The organism is Gluconobacter sphaericus, assembly GCF_016757795.1.
Classification (GTDB): domain Bacteria; phylum Pseudomonadota; class Alphaproteobacteria; order Acetobacterales; family Acetobacteraceae; genus Gluconobacter; species Gluconobacter sphaericus.
Window position 1 is genome coordinate 48,686 of record NZ_CP068420.1, and the last position, 15,255, is coordinate 63,940.

12 protein-coding genes and 3 pseudogenes are annotated in these 15,255 nt (G+C 51.9%); 4 read left to right on the forward strand and 11 right to left on the reverse strand.

Annotated elements, in window-relative coordinates:
* Nucleotide 1: 1 nt before the first annotated feature.
* From IGS75_RS13735 to IGS75_RS13760, 6 genes and pseudogenes are all read right to left on the reverse strand, one after another.
* Entirely contained in the window at nucleotides 2–868 is an 867-nt protein-coding gene (locus tag IGS75_RS13735; protein ID WP_202258781.1) for an aldolase/citrate lyase family protein, read from the reverse strand.
* Nucleotides 865–1,161, reverse strand: coding sequence for a citrate lyase acyl carrier protein (citD, locus tag IGS75_RS13740; protein ID WP_086649677.1), 297 nt, complete (start codon nucleotides 1,159–1,161; stop codon nucleotides 865–867). The genes IGS75_RS13735 and citD overlap by 4 nt, the downstream gene beginning before the upstream one ends.
* Nucleotides 1,151–2,221, reverse strand: coding sequence for a [citrate (pro-3S)-lyase] ligase (gene citC, locus IGS75_RS13745; protein WP_086649678.1), 1,071 nt, complete (start codon nucleotides 2,219–2,221; stop codon nucleotides 1,151–1,153). The genes citD and citC overlap by 11 nt, the downstream gene beginning before the upstream one ends.
* Nucleotides 2,222–2,235: 14 nt before the next feature.
* The gene (locus IGS75_RS13750) at nucleotides 2,236–2,697 is read right to left on the reverse strand and encodes a lipocalin-like domain-containing protein (RefSeq protein WP_077804031.1); all 462 of its coding nucleotides are present in this window, start codon (nucleotides 2,695–2,697) and stop codon (nucleotides 2,236–2,238) included.
* 251 nt (nucleotides 2,698–2,948) lie between these two features.
* Nucleotides 2,949–3,467 (reverse strand): annotated as a pseudogene (locus IGS75_RS13755) (transposase); the annotation flags it as partial.
* Nucleotides 3,468–3,572: 105 nt separating this feature from the next.
* Complete coding sequence (locus tag IGS75_RS13760) at nucleotides 3,573–5,258, reverse strand: alpha-keto acid decarboxylase family protein (protein WP_086649679.1); 1,686 nt, start codon at nucleotides 5,256–5,258, stop codon at nucleotides 3,573–3,575.
* 104 nt (nucleotides 5,259–5,362) lie between these two features.
* On the opposite strand from IGS75_RS13760, the gene IGS75_RS13765 reads away from it, so the two are divergent.
* Nucleotides 5,363–6,253 carry a LysR family transcriptional regulator gene (locus IGS75_RS13765; RefSeq protein WP_086649680.1) on the forward strand — a complete coding sequence of 297 codons (891 nt, stop codon included), beginning with the start codon at nucleotides 5,363–5,365 and terminating at the stop codon, nucleotides 6,251–6,253.
* Nucleotides 6,254–6,331: 78 nt separating this feature from the next.
* Here IGS75_RS13765 and IGS75_RS13770 read toward each other — a convergent pair whose 3' ends face one another.
* Nucleotides 6,332–7,243, reverse strand: coding sequence for a LysR family transcriptional regulator (locus tag IGS75_RS13770; protein ID WP_086649683.1), 912 nt, complete (start codon nucleotides 7,241–7,243; stop codon nucleotides 6,332–6,334).
* Nucleotides 7,244–7,350: 107 nt separating this feature from the next.
* Here IGS75_RS13770 and IGS75_RS13775 point away from each other — a divergent pair, with 107 nt between their 5' ends.
* Both IGS75_RS13775 and fumC read left to right on the forward strand, forming a co-directional pair.
* A complete protein-coding gene (locus IGS75_RS13775; RefSeq protein ID WP_086649681.1) occupies nucleotides 7,351–8,991 on the forward strand; it encodes an NAD-dependent malic enzyme in 1,641 nt (546 codons plus the stop codon).
* 3 nt (nucleotides 8,992–8,994) lie between these two features.
* On the forward strand, nucleotides 8,995–10,443 hold the full coding sequence (gene fumC / locus IGS75_RS13780) for a class II fumarate hydratase (protein ID WP_086649682.1): 1,449 nt from the start codon (nucleotides 8,995–8,997) through the stop codon (nucleotides 10,441–10,443).
* 26 nt (nucleotides 10,444–10,469) lie between these two features.
* Here the strand turns inward: fumC and IGS75_RS13785 are convergent, their stop codons facing one another.
* The 4 genes and pseudogenes from IGS75_RS13785 to IGS75_RS13800 all read right to left on the reverse strand — a co-directional run.
* Nucleotides 10,470–11,429, reverse strand: a complete 960-nt coding sequence (locus tag IGS75_RS13785) for an IS110 family RNA-guided transposase (protein WP_202258782.1) — start codon at nucleotides 11,427–11,429, stop codon at nucleotides 10,470–10,472.
* Nucleotides 11,430–11,748: 319 nt separating this feature from the next.
* Nucleotides 11,749–12,204: pseudogene (locus IGS75_RS13790) on the reverse strand (transposase); the annotation flags it as partial.
* A gap of 265 nt (nucleotides 12,205–12,469) precedes the next feature.
* Nucleotides 12,470–13,735: an MFS transporter gene (locus IGS75_RS13795; RefSeq protein WP_086649695.1), complete on the reverse strand. Its 1,266-nt coding sequence runs from the start codon at nucleotides 13,733–13,735 to the stop codon at nucleotides 12,470–12,472.
* Between the two features lie 49 nt (nucleotides 13,736–13,784).
* Nucleotides 13,785–14,186, reverse strand: a pseudogene (locus IGS75_RS13800) (IS30 family transposase); the annotation flags it as partial.
* A 68-nt stretch (nucleotides 14,187–14,254) separates the two neighbouring features.
* Here IGS75_RS13800 and IGS75_RS13805 point away from each other — a divergent pair.
* On the forward strand, nucleotides 14,255–15,235 hold the full coding sequence (locus tag IGS75_RS13805; protein WP_202258784.1) for an IS481 family transposase: 981 nt from the start codon (nucleotides 14,255–14,257) through the stop codon (nucleotides 15,233–15,235).
* The last annotated feature ends 20 nt before the right edge of the window (nucleotides 15,236–15,255 follow it).

The window sequence follows — 15,255 nt, forward strand, 5'->3', positions numbered from 1 at the left end:
CTCAAGAATGTTCAGCTAGGAGAAGTACACGCTGCGCTTCATGCACAACCGGCGGATCAATCATTTTTCCATCAAGTGAAATGACCCCAAGACCTTTTTTTTCGGCATCTTCAGCTGCCGCGACAACTTTTCTAGCGTGATCGACATCTTTCTGGGCCGGAGCATATGCTTTGTGTAAGAGCTCGATTTGGCGAGGATGAATCAGCGATTTCCCGTTATACCCAAGATTTTTTGCAATCTCCACTTCGCGTAAAAATCCCTCTTCATCATTGACGTTTCCATAAGCGACATCGAATGCGTCAATTTTTGCTGCTCGGGCAGCATGCAGTACTGCAGCTCGTGCGTAAAATAGCTCGGGCTCACTGCCTGAGCTCCGGGAGGTCTGCATGTCAACCAAGTAATCAAAACCCGCCAAAGCAATTGCCACCATACGCGGTGTCGATTTTGCAATGGCGACTGAGTTTACGACGCCACAAGCAGATTCAATAGCTGCCATAATTTTTGTATCGCCGATTGTGCGTCCACAATCTTTTTCAATTTTTGCGATACGTTTCTCGAGCTCTTTGACTTCTTCTACAGTTTCTGTTTTAGGCAAGCGAACAATCTGCACACCTGCTCTTACGGCCATATCAAGATCGTCTTCCCAAAACGGCGTTTCTACCCCGTTAATGCGAACAACAGTTTCAATATCGCCATACAAGTTTTCTTTTAATGTATTGAATACCAGAAAACGTGCACTATCTTTTTCTGTCAAACTCACTGAGTCTTCCAGATCAAACATCACTGAATCAGGTTTGTAGATATATGAATTAGACAACATTCCAGCGTTAGCTCCTGGAATGAACATCATACTACGGCGAAGTCTCATGACAGATCTCCAAATTTTACGGTTTTTTCGTCAGAAGCCCGGTAAACAGCGGCTTCAACACGCGCTCTGATTACACAGTCCAACGCACCCTGATCTCTCACGTCAACTAATGCTGACAAAACACCGCATTTTGTGAGTGTATCTTTGACTGTTTTTCTGATCGAAGAACCGAATTGTTTTTCAACTTTACTCTGCACAACCAATTTTATCTCTTGAGAATCATGGGGATTAATTACCACCATGACATCACTAGACTCTAGCGTGCCTGCGATACCACGTTTGTTAATTTTCATGACACGATTTCCTTTCTTCTTTTTCATTCACAAAGAATTTGTTGAGATATAGATATGTTGACTTTGGAACCAAATCCGCAGTTTCTCTATATCTATTTTCCTGAATTAGGCTTCTTACACGAGAAGCCGATACAGCTATATCTTGAAATTTTACTCTTTCTATCTCTTTTAATTCGATTTTCTTATCTGAATAAGAGCAATCTTCTAAGAACTTCTTCAAAACAACGTTGTACATAGCTGTTGTTTTGTCCGTTGGCTCTGTCCCAACATACCTGATATTTATATTTAATGATGGCGCGATATATTTCCGAAACATTAAGGCATCGATTGCAGATGCTTGTTCCGTGATTTCTTCGTCCTTTTTAAGAAAATATTGAGGAAATGTTGCGTGAGAAATAATATAATCAGAACCCTCATGAACAACGACATTTCTTAAATCGGAAACTCCGTCTCTGACGAGAGTGAGACGAGTGTCATACGAAAAAAAGGAGACATCTTCTCGTACTAGAAAAACATGTACCCAATCACACTCTTTAGACGCCTGCTCTACCAAATATCGATGGCCATTTGTGAAAGGATTAGCATTCATTACTATGCTTCCTATACGCTCTCCTGCCCTTAAGGTTGATTTCAAAGTATCAAGATAATATTCTAACTGCGTAGAATCATAATCCATAAACGAGACTACATTTGGAATTTCAACTAGGGATTTAAATCCCCATCCATCAAAAATCCTAGAATTTATATATTTTGTGAATAAAAAAAGGTCATCGTAACCTTTAGACAATCCTTGCATTATAACTTCTGTACCAAGGCGCACACTCAGACCAGAACCACGAAGCTGCTTGTCAACGCAAACACATTTAACAACATTCTTGTCCAATCCAGCACAAGCGACAATCCGTTCATTATCCTGGCTCAAAGCAACTACGAACGTCGTAACTTGATCATCGATACGCAGATCCCCGGTCGCTAAAAAATCGATGATATCGTGTTTCTTTCTTTCAAGGTCAGATCCCGAAAGAAGAGAAATCGAAATATCATCTGAGTTCCGATACATATCGATAACTGTTTCTAGTGTGCACGGACGAATTTAATGATACTGCGCGACATTTGATCCTTTGCCCAATTAGGCATTTTTCGCCACGGAGTCACAACCTGAGCTGTATCACCCTCAATTTTGACAGTACGACGCTGTTCCGTACCCACCCATTCAGGAGCCCATGCAGTTTGTACCGTCGTGACCCACTGATTGCCTTCAATACGATAGCGACCAATATAAGCAACCAAAGTTTGCATTAAACGAGAGCGTTCCGCATCGCTATGCGCCGGCTCCCGGCCGGTGCCCTCAAGGTTAAAGGCAATCCAACCATCGTTTGTAAAAATCACTCGACCACGGGGGTGGTCACCCATTGCGTCTATAAATTCACCCGTGGCCTGCAATTCCACTTGGTAAGAAACAAGTTGCCACGTTCCAATGATTTGCTCCGCAAGCTCCATTGACGGTGTTTCCTTCACATGAAGTGAGTTTTTCATTCCTACCCCGTGATATTTACTGCCCTTCTTTCATTCAACTTAATACATCCTCCTGTGTATTCTAGATCTAATTGACGCAAATAACTATTACGTTTGACGTAATTAATTTCTATTTTAATAATTGAATGTCTTTCTACAAATTTGTGAGGCGTCCCATCAATACCAAGGAATGCTGCGACTGATTCATCCCTGAATAGAGTTAGCCTGGTTTTTTAGACTGAAGGATACGCTAGCCCAGCCTGATAGCCCTTTTGGAAATTCACGGATGAGCGTTTCGCGCGCAGCATGGCTTTCTTAGCGTTGGTATGGTGCGACTTTGTAGCTGCGACCAGCGTTGCATCCAGGATCTGGCCTGATATCGGCAAATAGTCGGCGTTGCGCAGGATTGCGTTGAAGCGCTCAAACAGCCTTTCAATGGCTCTCGCCTGTGTCAGGCGTTCACGGAACAGCCAGACTGTTTTGGCATCCGGCACTCGATCTGAAAGCTCCAGACCAAGGAAGCGCATGAGCGACAGGCGGGCGTTGATCAGATATTCCGTCCGTTCATCAGACAAATTGTTCAGCGTCTGGATCACCAGGATCTTGAACATTAACACGGGATCAAACGGGAGACGACCGCCCTTGCTTCCACCTAAATAGGCCAGAGCCTTTTCCAGATCAGGGCAGAAGACCTCAAAATCCACAGTCCGGGGAAAAGCTTCGAGTTGATCACCAAGCCCATTCAGGCGGGCAAGTCGCTCTGCAACATCAAAAAAACACGGCTGCTTCATGATCCATGCCCCAATCAACTCGGGGGAAATGGAATCACAAAGGCAGCCTCAAAACCAAAGAGTTTTCGAACCCTTCAGTTAATCTACAAGATGAATTTCCTATACTCAGACAGGCTTACGGGAATTCGCAGCTGCAACAAATTTACCCCACTGCACGAGCGTTTCGGTGCAATCGGTCTGATCAAGCTTACATTCGATCAATGTTGGCCCGCGCGTATTCTTCTTGGCCTTTTCAATGGCATCAGCCAGTTCTGCACCTGTCGTAGCGTGCAAGCCCAGTCCGTATTTACCACTTTCTACGCCCGGAACACCCTGGTTGAAGACCTGCATCAGAGCGGCATAGTCCCAGTTCTGGATATAATTATAGGGGCCGTCATGAATTTTGATCTCAATGACGTAACCAAAATTATTGATAAGGAAGATGATAACCGGCAGTTCGTAACGAACCATCTGCGCCACTTCCTGTGCCGTCAGCTGGAACGAGCCATCGCCAACCATCAGAACATGCTGACGCTCAGGAGCAGCCAAGGCATTACCGAAAATAGACGGTACAGACCAGCCGATATGTCCCCACTGCATTTCCGACTCAACTTTAGCACCCTCAGGCAGATGCATGCGTGTTGCATTGAACCAGGAATCACCGGTCTCGGCGTATAGCGTTGTGTTGCCATCAACCAACGCATTGATCTGACGGGTCATCTCATCATTAGTGAGCGGCTTGGCAGCGTCAACAACTGGCAACGCAACGGGAGTATACGGCTTCACCAGAGAGGCAGGCTTACTGGACACCCGCTCCGTCAGAGCAGCCACAAATTCCTTCAAACGGAAACCTTCAAAAGTCTTTCCGCTCACCGTGACACGACCCGGGTCCACTTCAAGCACACGCTCTCCACGCACGGAATCCCGCCAACCGACAGTCGAATAATCATTCCAGACCGGGGCCAGAGTGATAACAGCGTCAGCGCTCTTGATGACATCTTCAACGCCAGGGCTGCTGACCTCCCCCCAATAAACTCCGCGGAAACCCGGATGCGCCTCAGGAAAAAAGCTCTTGGCCGCAGCCATAACAGTCACAGCACAACCAAGCTTGTCTGCGAGAGCCACTGTTTCAGTGAGTGCCTCACAAGAGCGTAGCTTGCTCCCGACAAGAATGGCAACATTCTGCGCTTTTTCAAGAAACGCGAGACTTTCTTCGATCGCCGCTTTGAGGCTAACTTCGTCTGCTTCCAGGTGCGACAGAAGCGACGAGACCGGACCTGGTCGAACGCAAGGCTGACTCGCAACGTTACAGGCGATTTCTAGATAAGCTGGCTTCTTCTCGCGCAGTGCGGTCCGAATGACGTGATCGATTTTTGCAGGTGCAGTATCTGCCGAGGTGATGCTCTCAGCCGCACACGTAACGTGCTTCACCATCTCCATTTGATAATTATAATCTGTCGTGCCGATCGTGTGGTGCAGGACATGGCCCGACCCATGATCATTAGAGTTCGGCGCACCAGAAATCAGAATAACGGGAAGATTTTCAGCATAAGCCCCACCCAGGCCATTCATTGCTGAAATTGCACCGACACTAAACGTCACGACAGCAGCAGCAGCACCATTTTCGCGTGCATAACCTTCTGCCGCAAAGCTGCAATTCAACTCATTGCAGTCATAGATCTGCTTCATACCGCCATGCTCAATCAGTTGATCAAGCAGGATCAGGTTGTAGTCACCAGCAACAGCAAAATGGTGCTTCAAGCCGATTTGCGTTAGCCGCTCAGCCAGATAATGCCCAACAGTGAAAGCCATAACTCAGTATCTCCAACAAAAATTCTTCCCCCAAGATGGATGCCCCTCTTTTAAACGTCCAATATATATTTTAACTGATTATCATATGTGTATAATATGGATACATGGACCTTCGTCACCTACGCTATTTCGTGGCCATCGCAGAGCGTGGCAGCTTCACAAAAGCTGCGGAGGTGCTCCATATCGAGCAGCCCCCTCTCAGCCAGCAGATTAAATCCCTAGAAACAGAGCTAGGAGTGCAACTCTTTATCCGGTCTAAGCGCGGGGCCACCTTGACGGATTTTGGGGAGCAGCTTTTTGAAAAAGCCCAGACAATTCTGCGCCTTGAACATCAATTTCACCTTCTGGCCAAAGGATTATCTCTTGGCGAACAAGGGCGTCTTAGAATAGGGATGGCTGGAGCCGTCGCGCTGTTACCTCTAATACCTAAAGCCATACGGGCATTTCGAGAGCAGTGGCCCGATATTGTAATCACACTCGAAGAGAGTAACACCCCCGCTCTCTGTGAGGCTTTACGAGAGCGCCGGGTAGATCTCGCCATTGTACGCCCGCCAGCGCCAGATCCGGACATCGCACTCCATCCTCTCTTTGATGAACCAACCCTGATCGCCATTCCAAAAGGCCATCCACTGTCCAAGCGCCACACGCTCAAATTAATCGACGTCGCCAAAGAACCATTTCTTATTTTTGATCGCTCACTCGGCCCCGGTTTCTACGATGCTATTATCTCAGCCTGTCAACAAGGCGGCTTTACTCCGCGTTTCGGACAAGCAGCCCCTCAGATCACCGCAACAATTCCAATGGTTGCGGCGGGACTGGGTGTAGCAGTCGTTCCGGCTTACCTACGACAAATTCATGCTGATGGCGCAACATTCCATCCCATCTCCGGCCCCTCACCTCGAGCCAGCATCTCGCTTGCCACCCTTGAAACGGAATTGACTGGACCAAGCGCCAATTTCCATCAAATTCTTCTGGATATAGGCAATAATAATTAGAATATAATATTGAGTGTATTATCCGTAATTTCTATTAATAATTACAAAAAATCCGATCATACATATTAATTATTTTCACTAATGCCATGACGGTCGGTGCGCCAAAAAATCTCTTAAATTGTCGAGAAAAGTTCGAACGCGCAGAGGCACGTTACGTCGACTTGGCATCGTTGCAAACAATCCGATCGTCTCCCCTTGGTACTCCGGCAAAAGACGGACCAGCCTCCCGCATTGTAGGTCGTCGCCAACGTCCCACAAGACTTTGAACACGATGCCTTTACCCTTGAGTGCCCAATCATGCACCACTTCGCCGCTCGTCGTCGAGAGATGCGGCGTTACCTCAATAATTTGATCTTCTCCCGCACGAGACAGTCTCCACCGGTCGAGCATCCCAAGTTCATGCCCACGCATCAAACAAATACAACGGTGCTGATGGAGCTCGGCAGGAGTCGCAGGCATGCCAAACCTCTCAAGATAGGCCGGAGAAGCACAGATGACCCGTTCACTACTCATTATTTTCGTCGCAACAATCCCCGCTTCATTCGGCATTCCAATCCGGATGGCCAGATCAAGCCGACTGTTAACGACATCCAGTCCTTCGTCTGACAGAAGAAGATGCACACGCAGCTTCGGAAAACGATCGGCGAATTCGCTGACAAAATCAGCCAAACGGCGACGCCCCAGTTCAAGTGGCGCCCCGATACGCAGGACGCCACGAAGCTCCTTCTGATTGGCAGAAATCTCTGCTTCAGCCGCCTCGATATCAATCATGATCTCTGCAGCACGCTCATAAAACGTCTGTCCCTCGTCCGTCAGGTCGAAACGCCTCGATGTCCTTGTTACCAGCCGTACGCCAAGCCGCTCCTCCATCCGAGCCAGTCTTCGACTGGAAGCTCCTGCCGAAACGTTGAGATGACGTGCGACGGCAGTCAGATTTCCCGCTTCAACGAGGAGTACGAAAAATCTCAGGTCACCGGCGTCGTCGTGCATGGAGAGGACCATCTTTGCGTTTTATACACAGATACAATGCCTTTTATGCGACTACCAGCACCATCAACGCACATCCATTGTCTGTTCATCAATGAATGGAGACAGACATGACGTCCGATCGCACTGCATCTTCACTCCCTCCCCTTCTGGATGCGGTTCACAACCGCGAAACCGCCTTTACAAATGAGGAGCGACACAAGAATGGTACGCTCGGCCTCCTACCTGACTCCGTCGAAACCCTTGATCGGCAGATGGAGCGCGTCCTGTGGCAGCTTGACAGCAAGAGCAGCGATCTCGAGCGCTTTATGCATCTGAACGGATTGTCACAGCGAAACGAGACCCTGTTCTTCAAGGTTGTGATGTCCGATCCGAAGCGCTTTCTTCCCATTGTTTACGATCCGACAATCGCTGATGCCTGCCTTCAGTACAACCGTCTCTTCGAGAGACCACAGGGTATGTATCTTTCGCTACGTCACAAAGGTCGTGTGAAAGAGGTACTCGCCAACTGGCCCGAAAAAGATGTGCGCTTCATTTGCGTCAGTTCCGGCGGCCGTATTCTGGGGCTCGGTGATATCGGAGCCAATGGCATGGGGATCCCGGTAGGCAAACTGCAGCTCTATACGGCCTGCGCCGCCATCCCACCTCAGGGCCTGATGCCAATGTTACTGGATATCGGTACAACCAATCAGGAGTTGATTGACGATCCACTCTATCTCGGTTTGCGACAGGCACCCCCATCGTCAGACGAACTCGACGCATTCGTTGATGAACTCGTGGCAGCCATTCAAGAGCTTTATCCTCGTTGCTGCTTACATTTTGAGGACTGGAAAGGAGACGATGCCATCCGCCTATTGGCGCGATATCGTGACAAAATCCTTTGCTATAATGACGATATTCAGGGGACTGCGGCCATTACGATCGCGGGCCTCGACACCGCCCTGTCGATCAAAGGCGAGGCGCTGAAAGAACAGCGTATCCTGTTCTACGGTGCAGGGTCTGCCGGGATCGGTATCGCAAATATGATCGTGAGTGCGTTACAGGACGAAGGTCTTTCTGAAGCTGACGCCCGCGCCCGCATTTCCATGATGGATATCAACGGTTTGATCGAACCTTCGCGGCAGGATCTTAATCCGTCTCAGAAAGTGTTCGCCCACTCCCATGCCGCGACGAAAGACCTTGCGGCGGCAGTCAGAGCCATTAAGCCCACTGTTCTGATCGGCGTCAGCACCAACGCGGGTGGCTTCACCGAGGAAGTCGTTCGCACCATGGCGAGCATCAACGACAAGCCCGTTATTTTCGCGCTTTCCAATCCTACCGATAAGGCGGAATGCACTGCCGAACAGGCCTATCGCTGGACCGACGGCCGCGCGCTCTTTGCTGCAGGTGTCCAGTTCGATGATGTTACTTTGAATGGCAAGACGCTCACCCCAGGACAGGCCAATAATTTTTATATCTTCCCCGCCGTGGCACTGGCTGTCTGGGCAACACAGGCACGACGCATCACCGACGAGGTCTTCCTTGAAGCTGCGAAGGCAACCGCTGAACAGGTCACAACGGAACAACGTACCCATGGCCTGCTTTTTCCGCCGCAAAAAGATGTCCTACGTGTGGAGATCAACACGGCCATCAAAGTCGCGCGTCAAATCTTCAAATCGGGCCTGGCTCAGGTTCCTGAACCCGAAGACATCGTGGACTGGATTGAAGCTAAGCTCTACCGTCCGGAATACTCTACGTTAGAGGAGAACTGATCCATGGCTCTTCCGCTTCATCTGCGAGACACCCCGATCGGCCTCAACGTTTCGGGAACGCGTGTCGAAACAGACTCAATGGGGCGGATCGACGTCCCAGCCGACCGCTACTGGGGTGCCCAGACGCAGCGCAGTCTTGAGCATTTTTCCATTGGCAACGACCGGATGCCAATGGAAGTCTATCATGCCTATGGGATCGTCAAGAAAGCTGCAGCGCAGGTCAACGCGGCAGGTGGTCGCCTGACTGCTCTCAAAGCAGGTGCAATTATTCAAGCTTGTGACGAGGTCATTGCTGGCGAACTGGATGCTCATTTCCCGCTCTTTGTCTGGCAGACTGGATCGGGGACACAGAGCAACATGAACATCAACGAAGTGGTGTCCAACCGGGCGATCCAGCTTTTAGGTGGAACACTCGGTAGCAAAAACCCTGTTCACCCAAACGACGACGTTAACATGGGCATGTCGAGCAACGACAGTTTCCCCACAGCGATGCATATTGCGACACTTACACTGCTTGATAAGCGCCTGCTTCCGGAGCTGGACGCTCTGGCCACCACCATCGAGGAAAAAGCAGGGTGCTGGATGGACGTTGTCAAGATCGGGCGCACTCACCTCGAAGACGCCGTACCGCTGACGGTTGGGCAAGAGTGGTCCGGCTATGCTCATCAGATCCGAGAGAGCATCGCAAACCTGAAGCTGGGACGTGCAGGGCTATTCGAACTCGCGATTGGCGGTACCGCAGTTGGAACCGGCCTAAATGCACCTAAAGGTTTCAGCGTCGATATGGCCAATGCCATAGCCCAACTAACAGGCGAGCCATATGTTACAGCGCCGAATAAATTTTCCGCCCAAGGTACTCTAGATGCCATGGTTCGCATGAGCGCAGCTTTGCGAGGCGTGGCCGTAGCACTCATGAAGATCGCCAACGACATGCGCTGGCTGGCTTCCGGGCCACGATGCGGGTTGGGTGAGTTGCGGCTGCCAGAAAATGAGCCCGGATCGTCGATCATGCCGGGCAAGGTCAATCCTACTCAATGCGAGGCCCTCGTCATGATCGCGATCCAGGTCATTGGTGATGATACCGCGGTCGCTTTCGCCGGCAGTCAGGGCAATTTCGAACTCAACGCCATGCGACCGATCGTCATCAATAACGTCCTGCATGCAATCCGTATTTTGTCTGATGGTTGCCAGAAATTCCGTCAGTATTCTGTCGAAGGTACAGAACTTAATCTGAAGCGTATTCGTGAAATGGTCTCACGGTCGATCATGCTGGTAACAGCACTAAGTTCTGATATCGGATACGATAAAGCCTCTGCCATTGCCCATATGGCGATGGAGCAGGATATGCCCCTCAGGGACGCTGCTCTCAAAAGCGGCTATATTGATGAGCAGACATTCGATCGGCTCGCCGACCCTATGACAATGATCGGTCATGGGGTCGGGGGAGCCTGATTGCGATAGCACCCTAGCAACTGTGTTTAAGCGGCGGAGCTAATGCGCCATGTCAGGGCGGTTTTGAGGACGGCATTGGCGATTGTGACGAGACGCCGTGCGATAGCGACGATCACCAGTTTGTGTGGCTTACCCCGCTCTTTCATACGCTTGGCAACAGCTTTCAGAACCGGATTATGGCAGGCAGCAGCCAATCCTGCCTGGAACAGGACGTGGCGGAGAGATCTTCTTCCCCCTGAAATGACACGTTTCCCCCGCATCGCGCCACTATCGTGGGCCATTGGTGCAAGTCCGGCCATGGCAGCAGCTTCTGTCGCCGTCATACGGCCGAGTTCCGGCATTTCTGCGAGAAGCATGGAGACTGATACCGGGCCGATACCAGGAATGGAGCGGAGAAGTTCTGCTTTCGCGGAGAGTTCTTCTGCCTCTGCGATAACACTTTCAATCCGTTGTTCGAGCTCGCTGATCTGGCTTTCGAGAAATGCTTTGAGACTGCTGTCCATGTCCTCCAGTTCAGCGCTCACACCCTGCTTGCGGCGCGCCGAAATCTGGGCAGAAAGCCGTTTACGTGCCTCCACCATCTGAGCTCTGCGCACCGTCAGTGCCCGCAGAAACTGGAGTTTTACATCCGGCAGTGTTCGTCCTGCTTCTGGACGAAAAGCCATAAAGCGCGCAATCAATTCCGCATCGATCTGATCGGTTTTCGCGTGTTTCCCCATAGAGAGTGCGAAAGCTTTGATCTGTGCAGGGGGCAACTGGACTGCATTGAGTCCCATACTGATGAGAAGACGCCAGAGTGCCCATTCCTGTCCACCGGTGGCTTCAAACCCAATTTTGAGACCGTCCGGCATATTCTGAAGAGTTTCCAGTAATCTGGCATGGCCATCAGGTGAATTCTGAAAACGAAATCTCTGCTTTTCTGGCAGGCAAAAGCCATCGAGCCAGTCTCGGGACACGTCTATTCCAATGACGGTTTGCGCAGACATATCACTCTCTCTTTCTTATGTTCGCGGTCCCGAAAGCGGGCCGCCGTCAACTGTTCGAGACGGTGAAGAGAGGCGAGATCAGCCTGCTAGAAAACGTGGTCAGGCTACCAGGTGTTAAGCGCTGTATCTCACCTCATGAACGCCCCTGGCCAGGGGCGTTCATGAGGTCATCATAACAGGCTGGAAACACATAAGGTGTTTAGTCCCGTGTTTTGATGGGGTACTATTTTCACGAGAGTGGAAGGAAGCCTTATAGGCCAGAGGTGGCCCCGTCTGTTTGGACAGTTTTTGGGTTTGAATAAGCGATACCCGGTTGTTGTCATGCCGCCATTCTGACGGCGCTGCTGTTGGCCCTCTGGTCCGGGGTTAACCCCGGACCAGAGGGCGTCGGCACGTCATGATACGCCTCATCGGGCGTGCGTCCAGCCAGTGCCGCGTGCGGACGCTGCCCGTTATAATGGGTGATCCATTTCGTGAGCCCCACTCGAAGTTCTGATCCGGTCTCAAAGTCGTGCAGGGAGACGCATTCGTATTTCATCGACCGCCACAGACGCTCGATGAACACGTTATCCAGCCAGCGCCCACGTCCATCCATGCTGATGCGGATCTGACGCTCTTCCAGGAGCCCGGTAAAACGGGGCGTCGTGAATTGTGAGCCCTGGTCAGTATTGAAAATTTCCGGGGTGCCGTAGCGCATCAGCGCACCCCGGAGCGCCTCGATACAGAACTCCGCGTCCATCGTGTTCGACAGACGCCAGGACAGGACCTTGCGCGTAACCTTGCCCATAAAACCCGTCCTCTCTCAGGTCGGATTATAGCTTAGACACCTGTCCGAAAAATGGGGTCCACCTCTGTCTGCAAAATATGGACTTCAGAGCCAGAAAAATTCATCATCAGTCCAACCCATCAAATCACGGGACTAAATATCTTTTTTGAGCAGGGACGCCGATGTCCGGTATGCCTTGAGATGTGTTGCATCGATCATCAGCTGCTTCGAACAGCCAACCTCTTCTGTCAGGGTGTCGCTCGGCCTGCCCGCATCATCGAGCTCCCACACGCCGATCCTCCATAATCCTATATCGGATCAGAACGCAAAGGATCACGCACCCCGTGGCGACCGCATAGGTCGTCACGAACCCTTTTGTGCCGCTCGTCGTCAGGGCTAGAACGGGAACGACAAGGATATGTGCCAGGAAATAGGACGCGCCGGAGAGGAACACGGCGGACGCGGCGCGCTCCGATTCCCGTCCGTATAGAATGATCAGATGCGTAGCGAAACCGCTAAATAAGAAATAGCCCGCTTGCAGGCACAGGAAGCCAACGATCGTGAGCGCTGGCCTGCCCGTCACGCTGGCTGCCAGAAGGACGAGGATCGCGCCGACCGGAAGCCATGCGCCTGCCACCTGCTGCCATCGTTCCGATCTGCCGCCCGGTTGGCACGCGAACGCCTGAGTTGCGGCGAAGAGCAAGAGGAGGGCAATGCCGACCCCCACGGTAACGGCACCGACCCAGTCCAGTGATAGGCCCTGACGAAGAAGTAGCGTTTGCACCACGCGATAGGCGAGATCGAGCCCGAGCCAGCCTGAAACCAATGTCGGCAGTAGCAAGGCGAATCTCGTTCGCTTATCGTCCCTTCGCAAAAGCCGTGCTTTGGGGCCGTTAGGGAAGCTTGCCGGAATAGAGCGCGGGGAGGATATGCGCTTCGCCGTCGCCGCGCTGCGCCATAAAGGCAGCGTGATAAGGGCGACCAGCCCGGCCATGACGGCGCAGCAGGCGGGAAGACCGAGCCAGGCGCTCAGCCCGATGGACATTCCGCTCGCCAGCGTCGAGCCGGCGAGCGCGCCGGCGGCTTCGTAGTGCGAGAAACGCTCCCGTTCCGGCCAACTCCCGGCACCCGAGAGCAGCACCGCGCCGGCATCGAGAATGCCCCGTTCGATTCCGCAGAGCAGGCAGACGGCCATGCCAGCGCCCAGCAGCGCCGTCCTGATCATGGCGATCGTGCTCATAAGGGGCAACGAGGCGGCGAGGGCCAGAAAGATGCTAACGACAGCCGCGCGCAGCACGCAGAGAAGGAGGAGCGGCTGCATCGCCCATTGTTTCGCGCGGGCATATCTCAGCACGGGCGGTACGATGACGGCGCGCATCGACCAGAACAGCGGCAGGGTCGCGAAAAGCGGGAGCGTTCCCCTAGGCGCATTCTGTGCTTTGAGGATCACCGGCGCGGCCGATGACAAGAACAGCACTGCGACGAGGTTTCCGAGATAAGCGAAGCGGATCGCCTGCGCAAAAGGTGCACGTTTCCTCATTGGGATGTTATATCATATCAGTTTGGAGAACCCAACACGGCCGGAATCATCAAAGGTCTGAATGCTCAACGATCGCCTCTGTTTTCTGTAAAAAGTAGTTTATCTTTATCCGCAGCTTCAAACTGAAGTGTGTCACGTCATAAGAATGCAGGCCCTCAGCGCTACAGCCTTTGATGAGCCAATCCATCGCTTCTGCAGGCGTGAGATACCCCAGGCATTTTCTCGGCGTGGCGTTCATCAGACACACGATCCCGGCGAGGTCTTTGGGGGTGAGGGATGCGAGATCCGTCCGCGAGGGCAGGAGCCTGCGCAGCCTGCCATTCATGTTCTCGACAGATCCCTTCTGCCACGGCGTGCGGGGATCGCAGAACCACACATCCATACCGCCACGCGCGACCAACGGCTTATAATGGAGGAATTCCGGGCCACGATCGAAGGTGAGGGATTGCCTGAGAGCCTTAGGTGTTTAGTCCCGTGTTTTGATGGGGTATTATTTTCACGAGAGTGGAAGGAAGCCTTATGGGACAGATACGTCATGGGAGCGCCACGACCACGCACGCCGTGCGAGCGGCAATACAGCGATCGCAGGCTTCGCTCGCGGCGCTGAGCAAGGAGTTCGGGATCAACCCGAAAACAGTTGCAAAATGGCGGAAGCGTCAAACGGTTGAGGATCAGAAGACAGGTCCCAAAGAGCCGCGATCCACGGTTCTGTCCGAGACGGACGAAGCGATGATCGTGGCGTTTCGCCGGCATACGTTGCTACCGCTGGATGACTGTCTTTATGCCCTGCAGGCCAGCATCCCTCATCTGACACGCTCGGCTCTGCATCGCTGCCTTCAGCGCCACGGGATATCCCGGTTGCCGGACATCGAAGGAGACAAGCCCAAACGACAGCGCTTCAAACGCTATCCCATAGGCTTTTTTCACATCGATATTGCCGAAGTACAGACTGCTGAGGGCAAGCTGCACCTCTTCGTTGCTATCGACCAGACAAGCAAATTCGCTGTCACACAACTCGTCGGGAAAGCTGATCGGAAGACAGCCTGGGAATTCCTCGAACATCTCCTGAGCATCATCCCTTACCGGATCCACACCATTCTGACCGATAACGGCATCCAGTTCGCTGATCAGCCCCGTAACCGCAATACGGCCTGGTCTCGCCCCATGCGTTTCGACATGATCTGCGAAGCTCACGGGATCGAACATCGTCTGACGAAACCCAATCATCCCTGGACGAACGGTCAGGTCGAGCGGATGAACCGGACAATCAAGGAAGCAACCGTCAAACGCTTCCATTACGACAGTCATGAGCAGTTGAGGACACACCTCAACGACTTCACGGCAGCCTATAATTTCGGGCGAAGACTCAAGACCCTGAACGGCCTCACCCCTTACGAATACGTCTGCAAAATCTGGACTTCAGAGCCAGACAGATTCATCATCAATCCAAACCATCAAAACACGGGACCAAACACCTTATGTGTTTCCAACCTGTTATGATGACCTCATGAACGCCCCTG

Bases quoted from the DNA above. Each gene is read 5' to 3' on its own strand.
- IGS75_RS13735 (WP_202258781.1), bottom strand. From the start codon at position 868: ATGAGACTTCGCCGTAGTATGATGTTCATTCCAGGAGCTAACGCTGGA.
- citD (WP_086649677.1), bottom strand. From the start codon at position 1,161: ATGAAAATTAACAAACGTGGTATCGCAGGCACGCTAGAGTCTAGTGAT.
- citC (WP_086649678.1), bottom strand. From the start codon at position 2,221: ATGTATCGGAACTCAGATGATATTTCGATTTCTCTTCTTTCGGGATCT.
- IGS75_RS13750 (WP_077804031.1), bottom strand. From the start codon at position 2,697: ATGAAAAACTCACTTCATGTGAAGGAAACACCGTCAATGGAGCTTGCG.
- IGS75_RS13760 (WP_086649679.1), bottom strand. From the start codon at position 5,258: ATGGCTTTCACTGTTGGGCATTATCTGGCTGAGCGGCTAACGCAAATC.
- IGS75_RS13765 (WP_086649680.1), top strand. From the start codon at position 5,363: ATGGACCTTCGTCACCTACGCTATTTCGTGGCCATCGCAGAGCGTGGC.
- IGS75_RS13770 (WP_086649683.1), bottom strand. From the start codon at position 7,243: ATGCACGACGACGCCGGTGACCTGAGATTTTTCGTACTCCTCGTTGAA.
- IGS75_RS13775 (WP_086649681.1), top strand. From the start codon at position 7,351: ATGACGTCCGATCGCACTGCATCTTCACTCCCTCCCCTTCTGGATGCG.
- fumC (WP_086649682.1), top strand. From the start codon at position 8,995: ATGGCTCTTCCGCTTCATCTGCGAGACACCCCGATCGGCCTCAACGTT.
- IGS75_RS13785 (WP_202258782.1), bottom strand. From the start codon at position 11,429: ATGTCTGCGCAAACCGTCATTGGAATAGACGTGTCCCGAGACTGGCTC.
- IGS75_RS13795 (WP_086649695.1), bottom strand. From the start codon at position 13,735: ATGAGGAAACGTGCACCTTTTGCGCAGGCGATCCGCTTCGCTTATCTC.
- IGS75_RS13805 (WP_202258784.1), top strand. From the start codon at position 14,255: ATGGGACAGATACGTCATGGGAGCGCCACGACCACGCACGCCGTGCGA.